General features: G+C 37.0%; 20 protein-coding genes, 1 tRNA gene and 2 pseudogenes. 8 read left to right on the top strand and 15 right to left on the bottom strand.

Going from position 1 to position 22,724, the window contains the following annotated elements:
• Nucleotides 1-72 precede the first annotated feature (72 nt).
• The 6 genes from HZR84_01510 to HZR84_01485 form a co-directional block, all read right to left on the bottom strand.
• On the bottom strand, nt 73-564 hold the full coding sequence (locus tag HZR84_01510; protein ID QNL20677.1) for an HAD-IIIA family hydrolase: 492 nt from the start codon (nt 562-564) through the stop codon (nt 73-75).
• Nucleotides 564-1,562, bottom strand: coding sequence for a bifunctional 3-deoxy-7-phosphoheptulonate synthase/chorismate mutase (locus HZR84_01505; protein ID QNL20676.1), 999 nt, complete (start codon nt 1,560-1,562; stop codon nt 564-566). The genes HZR84_01510 and HZR84_01505 overlap by 1 nt, the downstream gene beginning before the upstream one ends.
• Nucleotides 1,559-2,566, bottom strand: coding sequence for a CBS domain-containing protein (locus HZR84_01500; protein QNL20675.1), 1,008 nt, complete (start codon nt 2,564-2,566; stop codon nt 1,559-1,561). The genes HZR84_01505 and HZR84_01500 overlap by 4 nt, the downstream gene beginning before the upstream one ends.
• A gap of 218 nt (nt 2,567-2,784) precedes the next feature.
• On the bottom strand, nt 2,785-3,792 hold the full coding sequence (locus HZR84_01495; GenBank protein ID QNL20674.1) for a DUF4421 family protein: 1,008 nt from the start codon (nt 3,790-3,792) through the stop codon (nt 2,785-2,787).
• The gene (locus HZR84_01490; GenBank protein ID QNL20673.1) at nt 3,782-4,786 is read right to left on the bottom strand and encodes an alpha/beta hydrolase; all 1,005 of its coding nucleotides are present in this window, start codon (nt 4,784-4,786) and stop codon (nt 3,782-3,784) included. Before HZR84_01490 ends, HZR84_01495 begins: the two co-directional genes overlap by 11 nt.
• A 38-nt stretch (nt 4,787-4,824) precedes the next feature.
• Nucleotides 4,825-5,667, bottom strand: coding sequence for a hypothetical protein (locus tag HZR84_01485; protein QNL20672.1), 843 nt, complete (start codon nt 5,665-5,667; stop codon nt 4,825-4,827).
• Nucleotides 5,668-6,303: 636 nt separating this feature from the next.
• Here HZR84_01485 and HZR84_01480 point away from each other — a divergent pair.
• Nucleotides 6,304-6,378, top strand: a tRNA-Pro gene (locus HZR84_01480).
• 284 nt (nt 6,379-6,662) lie between these two features.
• Here the strand turns inward: HZR84_01480 and HZR84_01475 are convergent.
• The 4 genes from HZR84_01475 to HZR84_01460 all read right to left on the bottom strand — a co-directional run bounded on the left by HZR84_01475 (nt 6,663) and on the right by HZR84_01460 (nt 11,076).
• Nucleotides 6,663-7,541, bottom strand: coding sequence for a Brp/Blh family beta-carotene 15,15'-dioxygenase (locus tag HZR84_01475; GenBank protein ID QNL20671.1), 879 nt, complete (start codon nt 7,539-7,541; stop codon nt 6,663-6,665).
• On the bottom strand, nt 7,525-8,682 hold the full coding sequence (locus HZR84_01470; protein ID QNL20670.1) for a hypothetical protein: 1,158 nt from the start codon (nt 8,680-8,682) through the stop codon (nt 7,525-7,527). The genes HZR84_01475 and HZR84_01470 overlap by 17 nt, the downstream gene beginning before the upstream one ends.
• 117 nt (nt 8,683-8,799) lie before the next feature.
• Nucleotides 8,800-9,207, bottom strand: coding sequence for a hypothetical protein (locus HZR84_01465; protein ID QNL20669.1), 408 nt, complete (start codon nt 9,205-9,207; stop codon nt 8,800-8,802).
• Between the two features lie 6 nt (nt 9,208-9,213).
• Nucleotides 9,214-11,076: a mechanosensitive ion channel gene (locus HZR84_01460; protein QNL20668.1), complete on the bottom strand. Its 1,863-nt coding sequence runs from the start codon at nt 11,074-11,076 to the stop codon at nt 9,214-9,216.
• A 146-nt stretch (nt 11,077-11,222) separates the two neighbouring features.
• Between HZR84_01460 and HZR84_01455 the strand changes: the two genes are divergently transcribed.
• The 4 genes and pseudogenes from HZR84_01455 (at nt 11,223) to HZR84_01440 (ending at nt 14,506) form a co-directional block, all read left to right on the top strand.
• Nucleotides 11,223-12,197: a PD40 domain-containing protein gene (locus tag HZR84_01455; GenBank protein ID QNL20667.1), complete on the top strand. Its 975-nt coding sequence runs from the start codon at nt 11,223-11,225 to the stop codon at nt 12,195-12,197.
• Between the two features lie 5 nt (nt 12,198-12,202).
• Complete coding sequence (locus HZR84_01450) at nt 12,203-13,225, top strand: hypothetical protein (protein ID QNL20666.1); 1,023 nt, start codon at nt 12,203-12,205, stop codon at nt 13,223-13,225.
• 2 nt (nt 13,226-13,227) lie between these two features.
• Entirely contained in the window at nt 13,228-13,608 is a 381-nt protein-coding gene (locus HZR84_01445; GenBank protein QNL20665.1) for a hypothetical protein, read from the top strand.
• Between the two features lie 16 nt (nt 13,609-13,624).
• A pseudogene (locus tag HZR84_01440) lies at nt 13,625-14,506 on the top strand (cation transporter).
• A gap of 106 nt (nt 14,507-14,612) precedes the next feature.
• On the opposite strand, the gene HZR84_01435 reads toward HZR84_01440, so the two are convergent.
• A complete protein-coding gene (locus tag HZR84_01435) occupies nt 14,613-16,991 on the bottom strand; it encodes an ABC transporter permease (GenBank protein QNL20664.1) in 2,379 nt (792 codons plus the stop codon).
• Nucleotides 16,992-17,110: 119 nt separating this feature from the next.
• On the opposite strand from HZR84_01435, the gene HZR84_01430 reads away from it, so the two are divergent.
• Complete coding sequence (locus HZR84_01430; protein ID QNL20663.1) at nt 17,111-17,845, top strand: SDR family oxidoreductase; 735 nt, start codon at nt 17,111-17,113, stop codon at nt 17,843-17,845.
• Nucleotides 17,846-17,986: 141 nt separating this feature from the next.
• Nucleotides 17,987-18,345, top strand: a pseudogene (locus HZR84_01425) (four helix bundle protein).
• A gap of 33 nt (nt 18,346-18,378) precedes the next feature.
• On the opposite strand, the gene HZR84_01420 reads toward HZR84_01425, so the two are convergent.
• The 3 genes from HZR84_01420 to HZR84_01410 all read right to left on the bottom strand — a co-directional run bounded on the left by HZR84_01420 (nt 18,379) and on the right by HZR84_01410 (nt 21,464).
• Nucleotides 18,379-20,025 carry a M28 family peptidase gene (locus HZR84_01420; GenBank protein ID QNL20662.1) on the bottom strand — a complete coding sequence of 549 codons (1,647 nt, stop codon included), beginning with the start codon at nt 20,023-20,025 and terminating at the stop codon, nt 18,379-18,381.
• Between the two features lie 96 nt (nt 20,026-20,121).
• Nucleotides 20,122-20,469 carry a T9SS type A sorting domain-containing protein gene (locus HZR84_01415; protein QNL20661.1) on the bottom strand — a complete coding sequence of 116 codons (348 nt, stop codon included), beginning with the start codon at nt 20,467-20,469 and terminating at the stop codon, nt 20,122-20,124.
• 140 nt (nt 20,470-20,609) lie between these two features.
• The gene (locus HZR84_01410) at nt 20,610-21,464 is read right to left on the bottom strand and encodes a DUF4097 family beta strand repeat protein (GenBank protein ID QNL20660.1); all 855 of its coding nucleotides are present in this window, start codon (nt 21,462-21,464) and stop codon (nt 20,610-20,612) included.
• A 75-nt stretch (nt 21,465-21,539) separates the two neighbouring features.
• Between HZR84_01410 and HZR84_01405 the strand changes: the two genes are divergently transcribed.
• On the top strand, nt 21,540-22,229 hold the full coding sequence (locus tag HZR84_01405; GenBank protein ID QNL20659.1) for a DUF2807 domain-containing protein: 690 nt from the start codon (nt 21,540-21,542) through the stop codon (nt 22,227-22,229).
• Here the strand turns inward: HZR84_01405 and HZR84_01400 are convergent.
• Nucleotides 22,218-22,553, bottom strand: coding sequence for a hypothetical protein (locus HZR84_01400; GenBank protein QNL20658.1), 336 nt, complete (start codon nt 22,551-22,553; stop codon nt 22,218-22,220). The genes HZR84_01405 and HZR84_01400 overlap by 12 nt on opposite strands.
• Nucleotides 22,554-22,724 lie beyond the last annotated feature (171 nt).

The following is a 22,724-nucleotide window of genomic DNA, read 5'->3' as shown; positions in this document are numbered from 1 at the left end:
GAATTCTTTACTGAAGAATTGGAGAATAAGAGAAGGAAAATTATTAGAGAAAGTGAATTGATTTCTCCTAAATCAATCCTTCAAAGTAGGTCTTAACAAATGCTGATAAAACTCTCTAATGCAGGCATCACCTCCATTTTTGGATAGCTGATAATGGCTAATGTCAGCTATGGCTTCGTCTGCATCTGCCGGGCACACAGCAAGTCCACAATTTTTCATAATCGTCAGATCATTGATATCATCACCGATAAAACAGACGTTTTCTTCTTTTAAACCAAGATCTTCCAACCAACGTTGCAAAACAACTTCTTTGGGTTCTTCTCCCACATAACAAAACTCAATTCCCAGCATATTAGCCCTGGTCATGACCATTCCTGAGCTTTTGCTATGACTAATTATACCAACTTTTAAACCATCTTTTATCATTTGCTGAATAGCAATGCCATCGCGGGCATTAAACTTTTTCATTTGACTTCCATCTTCCCCTATATAAACACCACCGTCAGTCATAGTTCCATCTACATCCAGGATGATCATCTTTATTTTTTCAAGTTTTTCTCGCATTAGATTAGGTTTCTTCCTACAGCTTTTCCAATAGGATCCAAAGTCTTGTAAAGGGCCTCAAACTCATCAAAATTCAGTTGTTGAGCCGCGTCTGACTTAGCCACTTTTGGATTTGGATGGCTTTCAATAAGAAGTCCGTCTACTCCCATAGCCATACAAGCTCTTGTAAGATCGGGCACACCATAGCTATAACCCATCGCGTGACTTGTATCCAGTATTACCGGTAAATTGACATTTTCTTTAAGATAAGAAACACCGCAAAGATCCAGTGTAAATCGCGTTTTCGTTTCAAAGGTTCGTATTCCTCTTTCACAGAGCATGACGTTTTCATTTCCTCCGGAAAGTATGAATTCAGCTGCTTGTACAAATTCCTGTATTGTAGAGCCAAAACCTCTTTTAAGTAACACGGGTTTATTTGCGGTTCCACATCGTTTTAATATACCCTGATCGTACATGGCTTTTGCACCAATCTGAATTATATCCGCATATTCAATTACCTCCTCAATGTGAGAGGCATCTCTTACTTCAGTAATGATATTGAATCCGTATTCTTCTCTGATTTTAGCCAACATTTTTAAACCTTCCAGTCCCAATCCCTGAAATGAATAAGGAGAAGTCCTTGGTTTATAACAACCCGCTCTGAGCGTGGTGATATTATGTTTTTTTAATAATTCTGCACTTTGCTTTATTTGTTCCCAGCTTTCAATTGAGCAAGGTCCTGTAATCATCAGTGTATTATTGGTTTTTCCACCAATTATTACACCGTTAATATCTACTTCTCTCAGTTCATTCTGATAGTCCCTGCTTGCCAGTTGTATATCGGACTCCAAAACGAAGAATTTATCCGCTGCTTCCTCCAATATAGGAGGAATCACCTTGGTTTTGGATGAACTTACAAGTACAAAACTTTTATGATTCTTAAATATTATTGACGATGTCTGTTGCGCCAATTTATTGGCAATTTTTTCGTCGATCCCTGGTTTGAGATGAATTATCATGATTCGCTACGAATTAAATTTATAAATGTAACTGCTCCTTTTAATTTATTATCGGAGTCTACTACAGGTAAAAAAGAAATGAGAAAATTGTTTTGATTAATCAAATTTAATAATTCAGAAGTAGAGGAATCTTCATTTATTGTTACGGGTGCAAAATTAACAATATCTTCTGCTTGAAGTGCATTAAAATTATCAATATGTTTTAAGAGTCCGCGTCTGACATCTGCATTACTGGATAATCCAATCAGCTTTTCCTCGTTATTTTCAATAATTGTAAAGCCAAGTTTGTGCTGATCAATACTTTGAATGATATCCCGCACCTTCATTCTGTTTTCATTAAGCACTGGTGCATCTTCCCGATCTATCATAAAATCTTTCAATTTATAATCAGAATGTACGATAGATGATTTCAAATGAAGCAAAGCCGTTCCTATGGACTTATGATTGACAAGATAAGAGCCGGAAACTACCGAATGAACACCTAAAATTCTTAAAATGAAGGCCACTTCGTGATTTACGCCGCCGTCGACATGTATTTCTTTCCCGGGAAATGTATTTCTGAATTTCCTTATTTTCTTAAAATTATCTTTTCTGAACTTCCCACCGCTTTGACCGGGAGTGGTGGTCATGATTAAGATAAAATCACATTCATCTTTATAATCATCAAAAACTTCTACCGGCGTATCCGAAATAATGGCAAGGCCATATCTGGTTTTATTAGTTTTGGGAAAGGTTAATTTTTTAGAAAGGTTTTCAAATTGAAAGGTGACGTATTCCAATTCCAGTGATTCAAGTTCGCCGTAATACTTTTCGGGTTGGTCAGAAATAATGTGAATATCAATGGGCGTATTGCTGAATTTTCGTATTTCCCTTATATCATCAAAAACTTTGGGGTCATCATTGCAATCGATATGAAGCAAATCAATGTGACATTCATCAAGCTCCTGTACAAGGGCCTTTATTGATCTTTCTTTACTGGAATATACTGAGGCTGAGATTTTCATTTCGAGCCGCAAAGATAAAATAAAAAGAAAGAGAGTACTCTATGAATTGCAGAAAGACCTATATGAGAAAATATTGTTAAATGTCCTAATTAATAGTGATTTGGATCATTGTTTTAAAAAGTGACTATTTAAACATTTGCATTGTAGTTTTCATCCAACAGAATGAAAGTTTCGTAGTATAGTATTAGCATTTGGTTTACAGAAGGCCTGGTTTTTAATCAGGCCTTCTTTTTTAGTTTAATTCTGTAGCCGAAAGTCAGTCGCGCATATCCAAAATTGTAATTCAAGCTTTGCCCCAATCTGTTATTATCGGCAATTAAGGATAAGGAACTGAAGAAAATGTCATTGGAATAGCCCAAAGCAGCGCGCAGGTGAAATTTTCCATTAATATTTTGCTGATCCTCATTGTTATACAACTCATTATCTGTGGTGATATTGGACCCCTGGATTGCTACACCTAAAGCTCCGGTAAGAGAAATGAAGAAATAATCCTCAATGATAAAAGTATGTGAGTAACCAATAAATGCACCTAAATTGGCATAATTGGCTTCCCGAATATCGAGGGCATATTCTGCGGCTGTATCCGGCGCAAAGGGGATAAATGAAGTATCTGTGCTCAGTGAAAAAATATTAAAATAGGAACCGAGTATGGCTGAACCCGCACTTTCCAATTGTCTTTCATTTAAAATAAAATTAGATCTAAGAGAGTATTTATCAGCATCATAGACATAAAGAAAATTGGCCCCAAGACTCTCAAAATTAAGTCCTGAATTATGGGGATAAATTTGTTCCGGTGTCCAGCCCGGATTCCAGGTCTCGGGACTTTCCAAATAAAAACCTCTGGTGCTTTGTAGAAATAAATCCAGGCCTATTTTTTTAGTGTATATATTCCCAATCAAATTAAAACTTGTTGTATTCCCATATATTTCATCGTCGTTATTTAATGCCGGTATGTTGAATAAGAGGTTTAATCCAAACCATTTATAATTGCCGCCAATTCCAATGTTATTGTTATCATTGGTTTTCCAATGAATCCTTCCCGGAAGAATTTCATTATCAATTATGAAATCATTGTACTTAGTATTTAAAATGAATTTCAAATTCAGGTCATCGTGATAAGTGACAATATTTGATGCTGTATCTTCTTCCTGAATAATAATTGAATAGGACTTCTCCAGGTTTATTAAAAGTAATAAGAACACAATGACAATTGAATTAATATTCATATTGCGGAGTTAATCCCAAAATACTTTCAGCAAATTTATAAGTTTCCTTTTCAATTGATTTTAAGTCTTTGGATTGATGCCTGGATGCAATGACATGATGTCCTGCCAAAGGAAATGGAATTTTTACTTTGTTTTCTTTAGCAGATCCCAGCTCATCAAACATCCTGAGTGCGGCATCCACGCTCACCACATTATCCTGTTCTTTTTGGGATTTATAATAATAGCCCATAAATACAGGTTGCTTTACTTGTTTAAAAACCTCTGATGTCATTGTATTTTCAAGAAGGTGTTGCATAGTGACCAAGGCTTTTACCGGGTAGGTGGTACTCCAATAAGCTTGAATGCTATCATTGCCCTTCCAGTGATAAGTGTCGCTCCCCAAAATCATTTTTGCAATTTGTTCTCCCCAGGGATTATTTAATAAAAATGCACTGGGATCATTGACTCTGATATTAGGAGAGTAGCAGATCAAACCTTTAATTTCCGGATTATGTGCTGCCAGATAAAGGGCAAGGCTGCTTCCTGTAGAAGTTGACATAATAATGACTGAATCGCCAAGCGCTCTGGCAATATTGACCGCTTTTTTTGCTGATTCAATATAGTTTTCTACCGTCAATCCTTTTAAAGCATGTTCTGCTTTTAATCCATGTCTATGTAGTCTTGCTAAAAACAGGTTAGCACCATATCTCCTTGCAAACTTTCTGTGAATGGGGTCTCCTTCCTGCTGACTTGCAGAAAAGCCGTGCAAATAAAGAATTGAATATTTTGTTTTTCGACCTGCTTCTTTTGCCCATATTATTTTGGCCTCATTGCCTGCCTTCATATGATTATTTTCTGCTTCGTGTTTATTAACGTAAGATTCGATGTCTTTGATAGGAACCTGAAGTTCTTTGAGTTTGGGATCGAGCTTGGGGCTTTCAGGTTTCGGGCCTGCAAAATAAAACAGGACAAAAAAAAGGAGGAAAGCACCTCCGAATTTAAAAATCTTATTCATTGGACTTGCTTTCCTCCAAAAATGCTTAAAAAAATGATTTATGGCATCACAAAATTAATTGTTATGTTATTTACGGTTAAAGTTGCATTCGGATCGCAGTTTCCATTGCCAAAATCAAATACCCTTACAGCCAGTCCATCGGGTCTTAATTCAAAAGTACCGGCCGTAATCCATCTGCACAATAAATTAATCTCAAGGGCTTTGGTTATTTCCACTTCGTAATCTCTCCCGGTGGAGCTTGTTCCGCTTGCAGTTCCCGTAATTTCGTATTCATCATCAATCCAACCTAAAAGTGGACCTTGAGTTGATTCGCCCGCAGTCCAGGTTCTAACCCTGTTAGAAACATACTCCACTTCACCGCCATTGGGTTTAATAACTTTACCTTCTACATCAATGGTAAAAAATGTCTGATTATTTTCATTTTTTCCACCATTGGTAACAGTTCTATTTCCCAATAATTGGTGATCATCGACATAGTAGTCTTCAAAAGTGGTTAGGATCACTGTTCCCGAATCGCGGTATTGACCGGACCATTCTACAAAAACTTTACCTTTTCGAACCCTTCCATCTCTTCCTGTACAACCGGATTTATCAAAGTCTATTGTTAACTTATTACTTCCTGAACCAAGCGCTGAATCCAGAGTAATGGTCACACAAGTTCCCAGATAGGAGCCGGACTTACCACCTTCCAGATATTCTTCATTTTCTTGTTCTGCCTGATCTGCAACGTCGGATACATTTTCAAATAAATTATCGGCCAGGCTATAATCTTCAGAAGCCGATGTATCTTCTTGTTGGTTTGGAACATCTTCATCTTCGCTGCATGCTATTGTAATTGTTATGAAGGAGATAAGAATTAGAAGTGTTTTAAAATTTTTCATGGTATGGATTTGTTTTAAAATTTAAAATACGGAAAAATTGAGATTCCGTTTCTTTATAATACAAGCATTTCTATTTTTGCCCTCCCCGAAAGTTGAATTCCTTTCAGGATCACACTTCCGGGAAGGCCAAAAGAAATCGGGATGTAGCTTCCCTAAGTAGAATCGCTTAGCGCTTCACTTCGGGACAAGCACTTCGCTACATCCGGTTAAAGAGTGAAAGAAGTGCAATTTGTACTGCGGGATGTAGCTTCCCTAAGTAGAATCGCTTAGCGCTTCACTTCGGGACAAGCACTTCGCTACATCCAGTTAAAGAGTGAAAGAAGTGCAATTTGTACTGCGGGATGTAGCTTCCCTAAGTAGAATCGCTTAGCGCTTCACTTCGGGACAAGCACTTCGCTACATCCGGTTAAAGAGTGAAAGAAGTGCATTTTGTACTGCGGGATGTAGCTTCCCTAAGTAGAATCGCTTAGCGCTTCACTTCGGGACAAGCACTTCGCTACATCCGGTTAAAGAGTGAAAGAAGTGCATTTTGTACTGCGGGATGTAGCTTCCTAAGTAGAATCGCTTAGCGCTTCACTTCGGGACAAGCACTTCGCTACATCCGGTTAAAGAGTGAAAGAAGTGCATTTTGTACTGCGGGATGTAGCTCAGTCCGGTTAGAGTACACGTCTGGGGGGCGTGGGGCCCCGGGTTCAAATCCCGGCATCCCGACTACGCCCGCCGAAGCTCGAAGAGCGAAGGCGGGCATATTTTTTAAATTAACTGTTAAAAGAATTAATTTTCACTTAGCTGCGAGCTCCGTCGGGCAAGCCTGACTTAGTTTCAATCAAATCATTTTCAAAATATAATTGAGTTCAGGCTTGGCTTTCGGAATTTTCAAGAGCCTCGGGATCGAAGTAAGTCCATCACGGCACCCTGTCAAGAGAACCAAGCATTTGACCAAACATCAAAGGCTTATTTATTTACTGGTAAATTCAGATAAAAATGATTTTAGATTACTTTGTTTTTCTGTAAAAAACAGACATTACAAAAACATGCGGTAAAGTAATCAGTGCTACTAAAACGAAAAACAAAGTAATTGTTGGTATTTTTAAATCTATGTAAAGAGAAAATACGATTATCAAGACAATACCAAGAATACTAATGAGAGAGTATGGGGAAGCTAGTTTCAACCATTCTTTAAAGTTGAAATTAATTGCATATTTCCGAATTTTTGTGATTTGATCATAAGTGGCATCACGACTATGCCAAAAGGCAAAAAACAGGGCAAAAGCCAATATCAGGGAAGTGAAATTAGCAATTAGGTAAAGTATTATTAGCTCTGTTAATTGCACCAAAAGGGTTTTTATACCTTCACTTATTAGAAAAACAAAACTTCCAATAAGAAATCCGTAAAGCAAATAATAATAATTTGAAATAACCCAATTCATGCTCCCGACATCAAGTAGGTGCGGGGAAATTATGGTTTGAACTTCTGATAAGTGAGGTTCAAAAATGAGAAGCAACAGACTTGAGCCCCAGAAAATATAATTTAAGATTTTAATCCAATTATTACTCTCTAACCGGTGCAGTTGGGTCTCTCCAAAGTGAAAAGCTGATATTACAATAAAGACAAATAGCGAGAAGCCGGGAAAAAAATACCATAAAACGGCATATGATAATATTATCCCCAAATAGTACATTAGAAATGTGGGTTTGGGTTTAGGGTTCATCTTATTTTCGTCGATCAGATTATGCAAAATATGATCTGTGGCTCCATGTGGTATGCCAAAAATGAATATGAGGGCAAAGGCAAGGTATAAGTCGAATTCAGGGAAAATGCGGTAGATAATGATTCCCAGAAAAAGTACAATAATTTTATATAGAAATCGCATTATTTTTATTAAATAATAGAGCCTTTATAAATGGATGCCAGGGTAATTTCCTGAATATCAGCCCTTCCTCAAGCAAATTGGTGTCTTCATCAAGAAATTTCAGGATTCGATTCATTGGTTGGTCTTTAAAAAGTGAAGACATAATTTCCTTGACTTTTTCCGGTTCCTCACTGATAATTTTTAATAATAATTTATCATAAAATTTGTGTCTTAAATTGTCCCTTCTAAATGAACCCAGACCTGATAATTCCTTTAATATTCCCTTGACGTGCTCTTGCACAAAGTTAAAGGTGTAGCCGGTTGAACCTTTGGTGTCTCCTCCAGAAGTTCCCAACCTGTATATTCTCGAATCAGGTTTGGGGTCAAATGGAAAATCTGACATGGGAATACTGCCAATTTCTTCCTGTTCAATTTTATAATTCTTAATTGCTAATACAATGCTGATGTAATTCTGCAATTCGTTTCTGAATTTTTTTTCTGAATAATTTTTATGAGGACTAAACTGTGTGTATTCAACCAGGGCTTTTGTTTTTGAAAAAGGCAATAAGTAAATAAAACCGGCGGCACCTTCTTGCTTAACTCTGAAATCCATTAAAATTGGTTTTGAAGGGTCGAATGCTTCGGTTTCACTTTCGATAAACCAACCTGTAAAATGTTGAAAGTTTAAAAAGTATTTACTTTTTGGAATTTGAGGTCTGCTAATGCTATCTATAAGGTATTCTGAGTAATAGGTTTCATTTTCGGTTTTTACAATACATTGATCAACTTCTCGATCGACCATGCAAATTGTTTCGCGTTTAAATTCTATTCCGGGATTTTGACTGATTTCAGAAAAGACTTCATTATAAAAATCAAGGCCTTTAATACTGTAATATCGGTAAGGCTCAATTGTATCAAAACGTATATAATCATCAGTGGCAAAACCGAGTTGATGCCATGATTTTTCACCGACACTATGATATTCGGGCTTATTTGTCGACCAGAAACTCCAGGTTCTGTCGTTTTGTCTTTTTAAGTCAGAATCAAGAATGAGAATTTTACCATTGAAATTGCTGGTTCTCAGCAAATGATGGATAAAACTCAAACCACCCAAGCCGGCTCCCGCTATGATAAACTGATATTTATTTTGATTTATTTTCACTTAATAATAGAAAAACATATATATGATTAACTTGTTTTCAGTGACAAAAAATTAATTGGTATATAACCCAATCATCAAATAGTTTCTATTATTTAACCTGGAAAATGCAAGGAGGGATTATTTAAAAAGATAAAGAAAAGAAGCGATTAGCAAAGTCCATTTAAGTAGATGGAAAAAGCTTTGTTTTACAATTGCCCTTACTCCTGAACCCTTATAAATTTTACGTTCAATTTCATTGTTCAAATGAGGATAAAACCAGTGATGCCCTTCGAAGACATTGCTCATTCCATTGTAAAAAATCATCCAGCTAAGAAAAAGAAATACATTGAAAGCGATGATTATATCATAAGTCCGGTTCAATGCCATAATTGAGAAAAGAATCAGATTGAAAGCAATCAAAATAACCAGCCTAAGAACGATTTTAAATCGCTTAGCAAGCCCAATACTGATTCTTTCGGCTCTGAAATAGGCATCAATTGTGATTAAAATGAAAAGGGAGAAAAAAACAAGAACAGGCCAGTACATAGCTTCTTATTCCTGTTTTTTGTCTTCCGTATTGTCTTTTATTGGTTTGTTTGTGTAATCAGGTGGAATTGTGATCGCATTTCCATCCCTTGCAGCCCGATAATGCGGTGACAATATTTCAATTCCCGCTTCCTTGAAACCATCCTGAATATGACTGTGCAATTCAGAGTAAATTTTGGCGCTTGCACCGGGATAATGTGTATAAGAGTTTATTTGATAGCTCACATAGAAATCATCAAGGCTAGTTTGAAAAACAAAGGGAATAGGTTCTTTTTCTATGCCTGTTGTTTTTAATGCAGCATTAATGAGTAATTCATGCACCTGACGCCATGGCACATCATAGCCTATGGTCACTCCGGTATTTAGAATTAGTCCCATTCGCTCAGCACTTGTACTGAAATTAATTGTGCTTCCATTGAGAATAGCCGAATTGGGAATGGTCACTTCTTCATTTTTAATGGTTCTCAACCTTGTGACCAGCATGGATTTTTCAATGACGTCACCGGTTGTTTCGCCAATTTTCACACGGTCGCCTATTTTGAAAGCACGCATATAGGTAATTACAAGACCTGCGATAATATTGCCTATTGCAGAAGAAGAGCCTAAGGAGAAAAGCACACCAAGAAATACACTAACACCTTGGAATACCGGTGAATCACTTCCCGGCAGATATGGGAATATAACAATAAATGCAAAGGCATAAATTATTATCCTAAGAATATTGAATGTGGATTTGGCCCAATCGGCATAAAAACCAGGAATGATAAGTTTACCGCTTTCAATTTCAGACGCAAGAAAATGCAACAGTCTAACAAGATTGTGAAATACAAAAGATATTACAGCTATGGTTATTAATTCGGGTATGTATTCCACCAATGCAATCACAATTTCCTTTAGCGGATTGATTACATATCCGATAAGAGTAACAGCTATTCCTTTTGTTGTAGGAAATATTGAAAAAAGAATTGGCAGGGCAAGGTAAATAAGAAAGACGATAACAATCCATTTTATCACATTGAGGATAAATATGGCTACCTGCTTCTGTCGGTCCTGGGAAAGGAGTTCATAGTTTCTGATCTTGATGCCGTTGAGATAAGTATCGCTTTTTCTCAGAATCCAAATATTCAACCAATTAAAACCCTTATTCAAATAGCGGATTCCGAGCACAAAACCTATGATTACTAGAATCAGTAGTCCAATTCGCTTGAGTATTTGTAATAGGCTTGTTCTTTTTTTATAGGCTTCAATGGATTCCTTTATTTCTAATACGTGCAGTTCTGCAGCAGAATTTCTACTCATATTGAGCCAGAAAGCATCTCTGTCCGTTACAGAAAGTAGGATCATTTCATCGTGAAATACATCGTTGCTTTCTTCTCCTTTAAATACTCTTATTTTATCAGGATCATAGATTTGTTCATCGACCAAAAATTCAATTTTCTGCTGAATACTTGCTGCCCTGTCACTTGGTTTAAAAGGACCCAGTTTGGAAAAAATATAAAATACGGTATCGTTGAAAATTATAACAGGAATGCCAGGTGTATTGGATTTTAAAGAATCTACTTGTTCCTTAATTCTTTCTTCTCTAGCTGATTGCTCAATTTTTAATGAATCAAGTTTTGCCTGTAACTCGGCCTTTTTTTTAAGATCTCTTTGACGTACCTGACTAAGAGCTTCTAGTAAAGCCGCTTGTTCAATACTGTCATTTATTCGCAATGAATCTGCAGAACTCAATAATAAATTAGTTTTGGCCTGTCTTTCAAACAACAGACTATCACTCTGTCGATTATTAATGCTATCCACCTGGGCTAAGACCAAATTTGGAAAGAGTAACAACCAGAAAAATGCGAATTGAATTAGAATCGTTTTCATATTAAATTTCAGAGTAAAGATCATATAAAATCAGCACATTTATATGAATTAGAAACAAGGCTAAAAAAATATTATTAAATTCCATAGCAAATTGAACAATGTTTATGCGTCATCTTAATTTTTAGTCAATCTCAATAGTATTAAAATTGAATCTATTTTTTAATTTCCTTATAACAATCGTTATAAGTCTTCTAATTGCCTGCACTGATAATCCTAAAAATGGAACCATTGAGGAGGAAAAGCCATCCTTTAAGATTGTTTACAATGTCCATGCTCCTGATTCTATCAATGATGATAATTATGAAATAATTTCGATGGAAATAGACGGTAGTGATAAAATGAACATTACAAATTTACCAGGGGTAGAATGGACCTATATGTGTTGTGCATCAAAGGTTTATTTCATCAGCGATAAAGACACAAGCCACAGAACCTATTTTTTATATAGCATGAATGCTGATGGCTCTGATAAAAAGCAAATAAGCGCTATTTCCTTAAGAGACAGTTGGATGTCAGCAAGAAATAACTGTTCCGAAATAATTGTTTCGCCAAGATGGAGCATTGATACGGCTTTCTATATTATAAACTCCGAAGGAGAACTGATCCGAAAAATTAAACCTGATTTTCCTTATTTCAGCGACCCGGCTTTTTCTCCGGATGGTTCACAGATTGCATTCAGGGCCGGAAAAACAACATCAAAGAAAATTCCGGGTTTTGACGAGGCCATTTATACTCTTGATGATAATGGAAATAATTTAAAAAGATTGACCTCTTACCCCGAATCAGACACAACTGCCCCCTGGTATGCATACAAGACGGGCCCACCAAAATGGCATCCAAATGGAGAATTTATATCCTTTCAATCTTTTCAAAATGGAAAATATCGACTATTTTCTGTGTCTGTCGAGGGCGGTGAACCAAAGGAGCTAATTACAAGTGATAAGTCAATTGGATGGCACGACTGGAGTCCTGATGGCAAATATTTGGCCATAGAAATGTTTGATAATGAGGGTACTCAATTTAACATTGGATTGATGGACTGGGAGACAAAAGAATTGCAATTATTATCCGACAATGAATACAAATACCAACAAGCTCCGGTATTTGTGATGATAAATTAAATATTATGCAAGCAGGTAAAAGATATTCCTTATGGCAAACGCTGCTTTGGCAGATCGACAGCATAATCATTTTTATAATCTGGGCATGCGTTCCTGTATCGCTTTATTATTTCTTCGATTTTACCTGGCTGGCCATTCCATGGCAACCGGTATCATTGATAGGCATTGCGGTTGCATTTTACCTGGGATTTAAAAACAACTCTTCTTATGACCGCTTATGGGAAGCGAGAAAAATATGGGGGAGTATGGTAAACACTTCAAGGTCATTTACAGTTATGATCCGCGATTTCATCACCAACGAATTTACCGCCCACCCTTTTCCGGAAAATGAATTAATCGACATCCGTAAAAGAATGGTTAAAAGACACATTGCATGGCTTTATGCCTTAACATCCCAGCTTCGTGAAGTAAAAGACTGGGAGCATAAGAGTAAAAAAGACCAGGGTTTTCGGGAATCCATCGGTTTGCATGATACCAAAAAAGTGATGGAGGAAGCAGAAGCCTATTTGAATGAAGAAGACTTGAAAAAATTAAAAGATAAAAAGAACAAAGCATCACACATATTGAGTCTTCAGTCGACTGAATTGAAAAATTTAAGAGAAAATGGCCTGATTGATGATTTTCGACATATGGAAATGCAAAACTTAATTACTCAGATGTATACGGAGCAAGGACAATCCGAAAGAATCAAGAACTTCCCTTTCCCAAGACAATACACCACAGCAAATTTTTTCTTTGTAATGATATTTATAACCCTTTTGCCATTTAGCCTTTTGAAAATTTTTGCAGAAATGGGCTCCGTTGAAATGGTTTGGTTGACAGTGGTTTTTTCAACACTTGCTTCCTGGGTATTTTGGGTGATGGAAGTAATAGGCGATTACAGCGAAAATCCATTTGAAGGTTCCTATAATGATGTTCCGATTACATCCATGGCAAGAGGAATAGAAATTGACATTTTACAAATGATTGATGAAAAGGATCTCCCTGAACCAATCGTACCCTTATCGAAGTTTAAGATTTTAGTTTAGAAATGAAAATTGAGTCCTGTTTTGACGGCCAAAACAAACTGGTGATAACCCGTGCCGAAGGCAAAGTAGAATCAGCCACGAATTTGGCTGCATCGAAAAAAGCGATAGAGATTGCCAGAAAAAACAATTGCCATCGATTTATATTCGATATAAGAAATAATCCAGAAGGTCAAACTTTGTTACAGGCATTTTCAGATATGGAGAGCATGAAAGAAACTTTAGGTTTTCAATTTGATGATATTATTGCGATCATTTACAACCCCTCGATATATTCAAAGGAAAGGGCAGAATTTGTTGAAACTATTGTTAAAAACAGGGCAAATCCAAGGTTTAAAATGTTTACGAATATGGACAGTGCATTGAATTGGTTAAATAACCAATGATAATTTAAAAATCGTTTTGAGCCAACATCATTCACACGATCACGACAATAAAAATCTCAAAGTAGCTTTTTCCTGAATTTAGCTTTTTACCATTTTGGAATTGGTCGGTGGATTTTATGTGAACAGTGTTTCTATTCTTTCTGATGCTCTTCATGACCTTGGCGATAGTTTTTCATTGGGTATTTCCTGGTATTTACAAAAGAAATCTAAAAGTGAAGCGGATCGATTTTTTACATTTGGCTATTCCCGTTTTTCCCTGCTTGGTGCGCTAATCAATAGTGTGATACTTATTGCGGGCTCAATTTTTATAATCAATGAAGCAATAGCCCGTTTTTTTGAACCACAAGAAGCGAATGCTCAGGGAATGGTCATTCTGGCTATAATCGGTGTAGCGGTAAATGGCTATGCAGCATGGAAGTTAAGTCATGGCAAGTCGCTTAATGAGAAGGTGGTTAGCTGGCATTTAATTGAAGATGTTTTGGGCTGGACCGCCGTCTTGATCGTCGCCATAGTGTTGAATTTTAAATACATTCCCTATCTCGATCCGGCTCTTTCCATTTTAATCACGCTTTTTGTTTTGATTAATGTGGTAAAACGTCTACGCCAAACGTTTCTCATATTTCTCCAGGGAACACCAAAGGAAATTAATGCGGATGAGATCATACATAAAATAACATCCTTGGAAAAAGTCAAGTCCCTTCATCATACACACATCTGGTCATTGGAAGGAGAGAGTCATGTTATCACCACTCATGTTATGCTTAAGGACATTCATGAATTCAATGAAATGGCTGAAGTGAAAAAGAAGATAAGAGAAATCTTGAAACCCTATAATTTCTCACATTTTACAATTGAATTAGAATTGAGCGATGAGGACTGTAGTTTGAATTATAAATAATCTGCATTCACATAAGCTCCTTGGGATAAACCAACAACCATCATTAATTTACAATCAACTAAATACAATTTGCATTAATTATTTCCCAACAATGCATGCATATTTTTTATTCACTGCGCAAAGAGTCGACAGGATTGCTTAGAGCTGCTCTTACAACTGTATAACTGATACTCAAGGCAGTAACAAGCACGACCGATACCAATGTGATAAGAAACATGTACCATTCCATATCGATGCGGTAAGCGAAGTCGCTGAGCCACCGACTTAGTAGGAGAAATCCAAGCGGAAATGCAATCATGGCTGCAATCAGAATTTCGATCAGTGTTTCTTTACTCAGAATCATGAATAATTGACCGAGCGTAGCACCTAATACTTTCCTGATTCCGATTTCCTTTACTTTCTTTTCCGCCGTAAAGGAGACCTGACTTAATAGTCCAATAACAGCCAGTACGACAGCTATTAGCGTCATCCACTGGAACACCTGAAGAATTTTCTCCTCTGCTTCATACTGCATCCTTAACCCTTCTTCCATCAATACAATTTCCAATGGCCATTCATCGCCGTATTTCATCCATTCTTCCCTAATGAAATCAAGTGTCTTACTCAATTCATCCGGTCCAACTTTTACGGCAAAATTGAAATAGTCATCAGTCAATCGAATCGACATAGGCTTGATTGGTGTATGTAATGATTCAAAGTGAAAATCTTTAACCACGCCAATAACTTTGGTTTTTCTGTTCCCCAGGTAATTGATTTCCTTCCCAATTGCATCACCTTCCCAACCGAATTGCCTGACCAGGGTTTCATTAACCAGAACCGATGTGCTGTCTGATTGTCTCAGATCATCCAGATTTCTTCCTTCAACCAACTCAAGCCCGACCGTAGCCATGTATTTGGAATCACCGTGCATTGCACCGATACCCATCATTTCATCCTTTGGCTGACCTTCGTAATTGATTTTCATGTGATTATAGCCGGTATAAACACCACCGGGAAGCCCCCAACATTTTGAAACGGACTCAATATTTGGGTGCGATTCCAGGTTAGCTATAAAAGCTTTGACACCGGTTTCATTCTCGAACATTTTATCGCTGTAGCGGAATGAGGCAACACGTGTTTTATCATAGCCTAATTCCTTGTCGAGTACAAAATTTATCTGCCGGTTGATTGTAAAAATGCTGAGAAGGAACAGAGCCACAATAGCAAACTGGAAGGTAACCATGATGCGCCGCACCCAGGTATTCTTGATCTGTCCGTGAAATTCTCCCTTAATAATGGAAACTATAGGGAATGAGGATAAGAGGACAGCAGGATAAATCCCTGAAAAAAGAGTCACAAATAAAGTAAAGGCCATCAATTCCAGAACCGGCATAAAATTTTCAAGTGGCCGGAATTGCAGGTCGATATAAGCAAAGCTATTAATTCCCTGCACGTAGAAATAGATCAGAACAATGGATATGATCATTGCCGCAATGGCAATCAACAAAGCTTCAAAAAGGAATTGATAGATAATATCGAGTCTTCTGGCGCCGACCACTTTGCGCATGCCTATTTCCTTAAGTCGATTCAAAGCTCTTGCTGAAGTCAGATTCATGTAATTAACAGCAGCGAGGATGAGTATCAGCATGCCAATTCCGAAAATACCATAGAGATATTCATAACTAGAATTACTGCTTAATTCGATGTAATCGTGGGATTCGAGGTGAATGCTTGTAAGCGGTACTACCGGCAACCAGGCGCCTTTTCCTATATCAGGTGGGAAAAACTTAGCAACAAAAGATTCAAGACGATTGTCAATGAATTCCTGTGCCGATTCCTTGTTTGGAATAGTGACATAGGTCCAGACGACAGGGTTATTCCATTCATTTTCAAAATTGGAAATAAATTCGGCCAGTTTCATATTTCCCAAAATGCCAAACTTCATATGGGAATAAGATGGATATTCCTTAATGATTCCCCTAACTACGACGGGTGCATTATCCACCGCATCGATTCGAATGATCTTGCCAATTGGGTCTTCATTACCAAAAAAACGTTCCGCGAGTTTGTCTGTAATCAGGACATCATTGACCTCTTTAAGTGCTGATCGGTTCTCAGGCCCGACCCATTCCACATCGAATATATCAAGGAAGGTGGAGTCCGCGATCAAAAACTGTTCTATGAATTGGCCCTCACCAACGCGAAGTCGGATTTCTCCGGTCATAAAGCGCACCTGATTGGTGATTTGCGAATACTCATCTACCAATGTTGGCCCAATGGGATAAGAGCAGCGCGCTGTAGTGCCGCCATCATTAAATTTTTGATGTATGCGATAAATCTGATCTGATTTTTCGTGGAATCGGTCATAAGAGAGTTCATGGCGTAAATAAAGAAAAGAGACAAATCCAACACTCAAACCAATCGAGAGTCCTAAAATATTTAAAATAGCGTAAACTCTTTCCTTGATAAAATACCGAAGGGCAATTTTGAAGTAATTCCTAAGCATGCGCGTAATTACAAAATGAACTGAATTAATAACAGTCAATCAATTTGTAAACAGAATATTTATATGTGAAATTCATTTTTTGCATTGCGAAATGCAGGTATAAAAAATTATTTTTAATAATGGATTTAAAATTAAATGATAAGATCATTGTAGTAAGCGGGGCGAGCAAGGGCATTGGCAAAGCATGTACAGAATTATTTTTGGAGGAAGGCGCCAAAGTAATAGCCATTGCCAGAGATACCTCGGCGATTCAGCAAACAGATCGATTAATTCCTTTTTGTATAGATGTTTCCCAAAAAGAAGAAATAGAGAAGTTCAAGTCATTAATCAGCACTAGATTTCCCATAATAGATGTTTTGATCAATAATGTCGGCAGCAATATTCGAAAAGAAACTCTGGCTTATGATGATGAGGATTTTAATCGCCTTATGAATGTAAATATTAAAAGCGCCTATAATTTATCAAGGGTATTGTTTCCAATGATAAAGAATAGTGGGGGTGGAAGTGTTATCAACGTGAGTTCGGTGGCAAGCAAAAGAAGTTTTAAAACTTCTACCTTGGTTTATGCCATGACTAAAGCAGCGATGAATCAAATGACTGAATTTCTTGCCATGGAATGGGGCCAATACAATATCAGGGTCAATGCAATTTTGCCCTGGTATATCAATACAGCTTTGGTTAAATCGGTTTTAGAGGATCCCAAAAAACTCAAAAGCATTGAAGAAAAAACGCCCTTGGGTAGGGTAGGTGAACCGCAAGAAGTAGCTAATGTAATTGCCTTTCTAGCTTCAGAAAAATCATCTTATGTCAGTGGGGCTTTGATTCCGGTGGATGGAGGATTCTTAACTAATTAAAAATTAAAAATGAGCAATTAAAAATGAGCAATTATAAATGATTTACGAATTGAAATTGTGCCATGGTGTTCAAAAATTATGCGCTTATTTATTTCTGAACTTGAATTCTCAATACACCACTTATTTTAACCTTAAAAATATATGAAAAGGCAAAATATAGTCAAGGATAAAAGTTTAGATTTTGCAATACAAATTGTGAATTTGGTAAAATCAATTCGAAAAAAGGAACAGGAATTTGATCTGACTAGGCAATTGGTTAGATCCGGCACTGCTATTGGTGCATTGATTTATGAATCAGAATTTGCTGAAAGTAAAAGGGACTTCAGTCATAAATTATGATTTCATTAAAAGAAGCTCATGAAACAAGATATTGGCTTGAGCTCTTACACAGAACTGATTACATCACTTTGGAGGACTACGGTAGACAAAATCTAAATGTTAGTGAATTGATTAAATTTCTTGTAGCAATTACCAAAACATTAAAAGTAAGGCATGAGTAAAAAACAAAATTGCTCATTTCTCATTTTTACTTGCTAATTATTTAAACTTTCTTCCCTTATTGCCTTAAACTCACTTCCTTCTTTCCACTCGGGATAAATGTCTTCTTGTGCTAGTTTTTTGGTCATCATAAAAAATAGTTGTGCATCTTGCACCATTCCACGCAGATCAATACTGGAGGTATCCACTTCATCCTGTGGCTTATGATATTGATTGGTTAAATAGTCCATTCTTGCTTCCTCAGCATATTCTGCTCCTTTTTCCATATGGTCATAACCTCCTTTGGCATAAAAGGCAGGCACACCAATTTTGGCAAAATTAAAATGGTCTGAACGAAAAAAGTATCCTTTACCCGGTTCGTGATCCGGAGCCATGTATCTTCCCTGCGCTTCCACAAAAGGCAAGGCCAAATCTTCCAACTCGGATTGACCCGAGCCCACTACTGTTAAATCGCTCATGGGGCCATTAGGATTAAGCGCATCCATATTAATATTGGCAATGGTTTTATTTGGTTCTATTACCGGATTGGCTGAATACCAGGCCGATCCCAATAATCCCTGTTCTTCCGCCGTCACTGCCAAAAATGTCACTGAGCGCCTGGTTTCAATTTTTCCTACGCTAAATGCTTTTGCTATTTCCAGCAAACAGGCAGTGCCCGAAGCATTATCTACAGCGCCGTTATAAATGGAATCACCGCTTACAACTTTGCCAATTCCAAGATGATCCCAATGTGCGGTCAAAATAATATGTTCATCTGCTTTTTCAGTACCTGGATAGGTGGCTATAACATTTTTTGAACCTCGATCTTTAATGCTGTTTTTAAATCCCAGACTTGCATTTACGCCCAATGGGATTGCCTTAAATCCTGGTTTTTTTGCTTCGTCAAGCATAGATAATTCTTTGCCTGATAATTCTACTATCTTCTTAAAGCTATCAAAGGAAATCCAGCCTTCTACCGGACAGCGGTCCATATTGCCCTCTTCATTTTCAAGATTTAACTGAGGCCCTGACCAGCCCCCTTCAACTACACCCCAGGGATATCCTGCAGGAATGGTTTGATGAATTACAATAACACCGGCTGCACCTTTTCTGGCGGCTTCTTCATATTTATATGTCCAACGCCCGTAATAGGTCATTGTATTGCCTTTAAAAAACAGACTGTCTTCTGTTCCAAAACCCGGATCATTTACTCTGACGATTACAATTTTACCTTCGACATCCAAGCTTTCATAATCATTCCAATCGTATTCGGGCGCATCAATGCCATACCCCGCAAAGATCAATTCCGCTTCATTGAGTTCAATTTGCTCTTTGACCTGACGGCTCAGTGCGACGTATTCACTTCCGGGACTTAAGGCAATTTCTCCATTTTCCCCTTTGATGACCATTTCGCCATTGAGAGTGGCATTTAATTCCACCATCGGGACTTCCTGAAAATAAGAATCTCCATTTCCGGGTTTTAAGCCCATATTTAGAAATTGGGTTTCAAGATAGTTGAGTGTTTTGGTTTCGCCTTCAGTAAAAGGCATACGTCCCAGAAAATCATCCGAAGCAAGCATTGTGATATGTTCAAGAATGCCTTCGGAATTTATCAAATTGACAGGATCTTGTTTTTCTTCTGCTTTTTGACAGGATGTTAAGAAAATTATTGAAACAAGGACTAATAGAAGATATTTTTGCATAATGAATTATTTGAATTCAAATAAACTAAAAATACCCCTATAAAAACAAAACCCCCGGGTATTTACCAGGGGGCTGATTAGTTTACACGTTAAAAATCATTTGAGCACGACTGTCCTTTCGAGTTTGTTGTCGCCCTTTCTAACCTGAAAAGAATAAACACCTTTGTCCAATTCCGATAGATCGTATCGTTTTGCGAAAACACCGTTTCCGCTTATGGCTTCAGTGTGGATATTTTTACCATTGGCATTGATAAGACTTAATTCAACATCTTCACCACTATTTTCAAAACTTACGACCATCTGATCGATGTTTTGCGGAAGAAAAGCCACTTTCAAAGAGCTTTCCTCTTTTTTCATTTCTTCTACTTTATTACTTGCAAATGTTGAAGAGATTCCCAGACTTAGGATAAAAATTGACGCGATAAATAATTTTAAAGTTTTCATTGTATTAAGTTTTAATTGACCTTGCCTCAATATATGAGAAATGTGTGCCAATAAACGTAACACTTTGATATACAATAAAATATGAATATAAATTAAAAACTTTACTGTCCGATAATGTACATTAATGAACAGTTTTAATCCTATCTGGACACTTTGATATCACCATCTTCGGTATTGAGGTAGACCAAGGCCGATTTATCGCCGAATTCAATTTGTCTTTGTCCTTCCTTGTTTATTAGTTCATTGAAATCTCCTTCAACGCTGATGTTGCCATCCTCACAATTCAAATTCAGTTTTGCACCGCTACCTGAAATATAAAATTTGATATCACCGTCTTCGGTTTCCAATTTATATTCTGAATCTTTGGCCAGGCTGCTCTCAATATTTACATCTCCATCCTCGGTGTCGAGATCAATTTTGCTAAATGAACAGTTATTTGCTTCGATGTCGCCATCTTCTGATTGGAGGGAAAGAAAACCGGATATCTTGTTCATTTCAACATCTCCATCTTCGATATCTATATTTAATTTTCTCGCCGATATATTATTCAGTTCAAGATCGCCGTCTTCGCAATTGATATCCAGATCACCTGAAATATTACTTATGCTCAAATCGCCATCATCTTCAGAAATGACCATTTTTACTGTAGATGGAACTTCGAGTTTAATTCTATAGTCGATGTTTCTATAACCTATCCAATAATTAATTTCTGATTTTCTCAATTCCCTGATGAAGAGGTTGCCATTTCTTTCTTCAATCTTAATTTCAAATTCCTCATCGCTTCCGGCACCAACGGTTTCAACTTTTCTATATATTTCAATATGAACATTTTCACGTTCCGAACCTGTAATGCTAATGTTCGCATCATTGGTATTCAATGTAATCAATCCATTCTTGTTAATGGAATACTCTTCATTCAGCTCATAGGTATTTTGAGCTATTAATTGAATAGTGCTTGATAATACCGCTATTGTTATAAGTTTTAATTTGACCATGATTTTATTTTTTTTTTTGTTGACCCGGCAACTATATTAATAAATTTCTGTCTTTGTTTAAAATTGGAGGTCATTATGAAATACAAAACACTATTCGCATTTTTATTATTATCCACTTTTGCTTCTGCTCGTGATTTAGAAAAAAGAGCTCTGAGTTATTTCGATGAAATAAAAATCAGCGGAAATCTCAGAGTTGAACTCGTTCATTCAGACACCCTTGGTATTGAAATTTATGATATCTGTTGTTCCATGTCTGAAATAAAGATTGATCAGACGGGCAGTTTATTGAAAATCAACAATGACAAGGGTTTGATCAATGACAATGATTTTGATATTGTGATTTACTATACCACGCTTGACAACATTATAGTTCAAAGAGGTGCACAATTGCAATGTCGTGAAGATATCAATGGTAATTCTCTAAATATCGCGGCCTATTCAGGATCAAATATAAATTTGGGAGTATCGCTGGACTATCTCGACATAATGGTTAGCGCAGGAAGTTCGGCTCATATTAACGGTAATGTGGATTACCTCAAAGCCAATGTCAATACGGGTGCTTCTCTTGAAATGGAAAGGACAAATTCCAGAAAGGCCGAGGTCAAGGCGCTCACAGGAGGCATGATGACCTGCAGTGTGAAAGATGAAATAAAAGCAATTGCGGGAACAGGAGGCAGCATTGAGTTTATTGGGAATCCGCGTATTACGGATCTCGATACCCATTTAGGCGGATCGATTTCTTGCAATAAACGATCAGTAAAGTAAATGTATTAAAGAGCGGTTGCGCCAGCCGGCTTGATTTTCATAATCCACAAAATAGATTTTCAGGTCGGCCTGGTTTTCATAATCTACAAAGTAAATGGTCTTATCCGCCTGGTTTTCATAATCTGTAAAAAACCAAAGCCCATGTTCATCGGCCTGATTGGAGTACTTAACCTTGTAGACCTTTAAATCAGCCTGATTTTCATATTTAACCACATAAACCTTAAGATCAGCTTGATTGGAATATTGAACTGAGTAAACTTTTTGGGCGAATAAAGACTGACTAATTAGCAAAAAGATCGAAATGATAAGTATTAAGTTCTTCATGTTATTCAATCTTCAAATATCTTGCCATTAGGAGCTTGGGTGAATTTCAAATTATTGTTTGATGGGATTTTGGCTTTCAGACACTTTATAAAGACATTTTTAAATTTGGAAAATGAATTCTACTGATCTCGATTGGCATTTGGAGACTCCAAGATCTTCTGCTTCGCATTT

The sequence above is a fragment of the Hyphobacterium sp. CCMP332 genome (assembly GCA_014323545.1).
Taxonomy (GTDB): Bacteria; Bacteroidota; Bacteroidia; order Cytophagales; family CCMP332; genus CCMP332.
The sequence above is the reverse complement of the archived record's forward strand: the minus strand, read 5'-3'. Positions and strand labels throughout refer to the sequence as shown.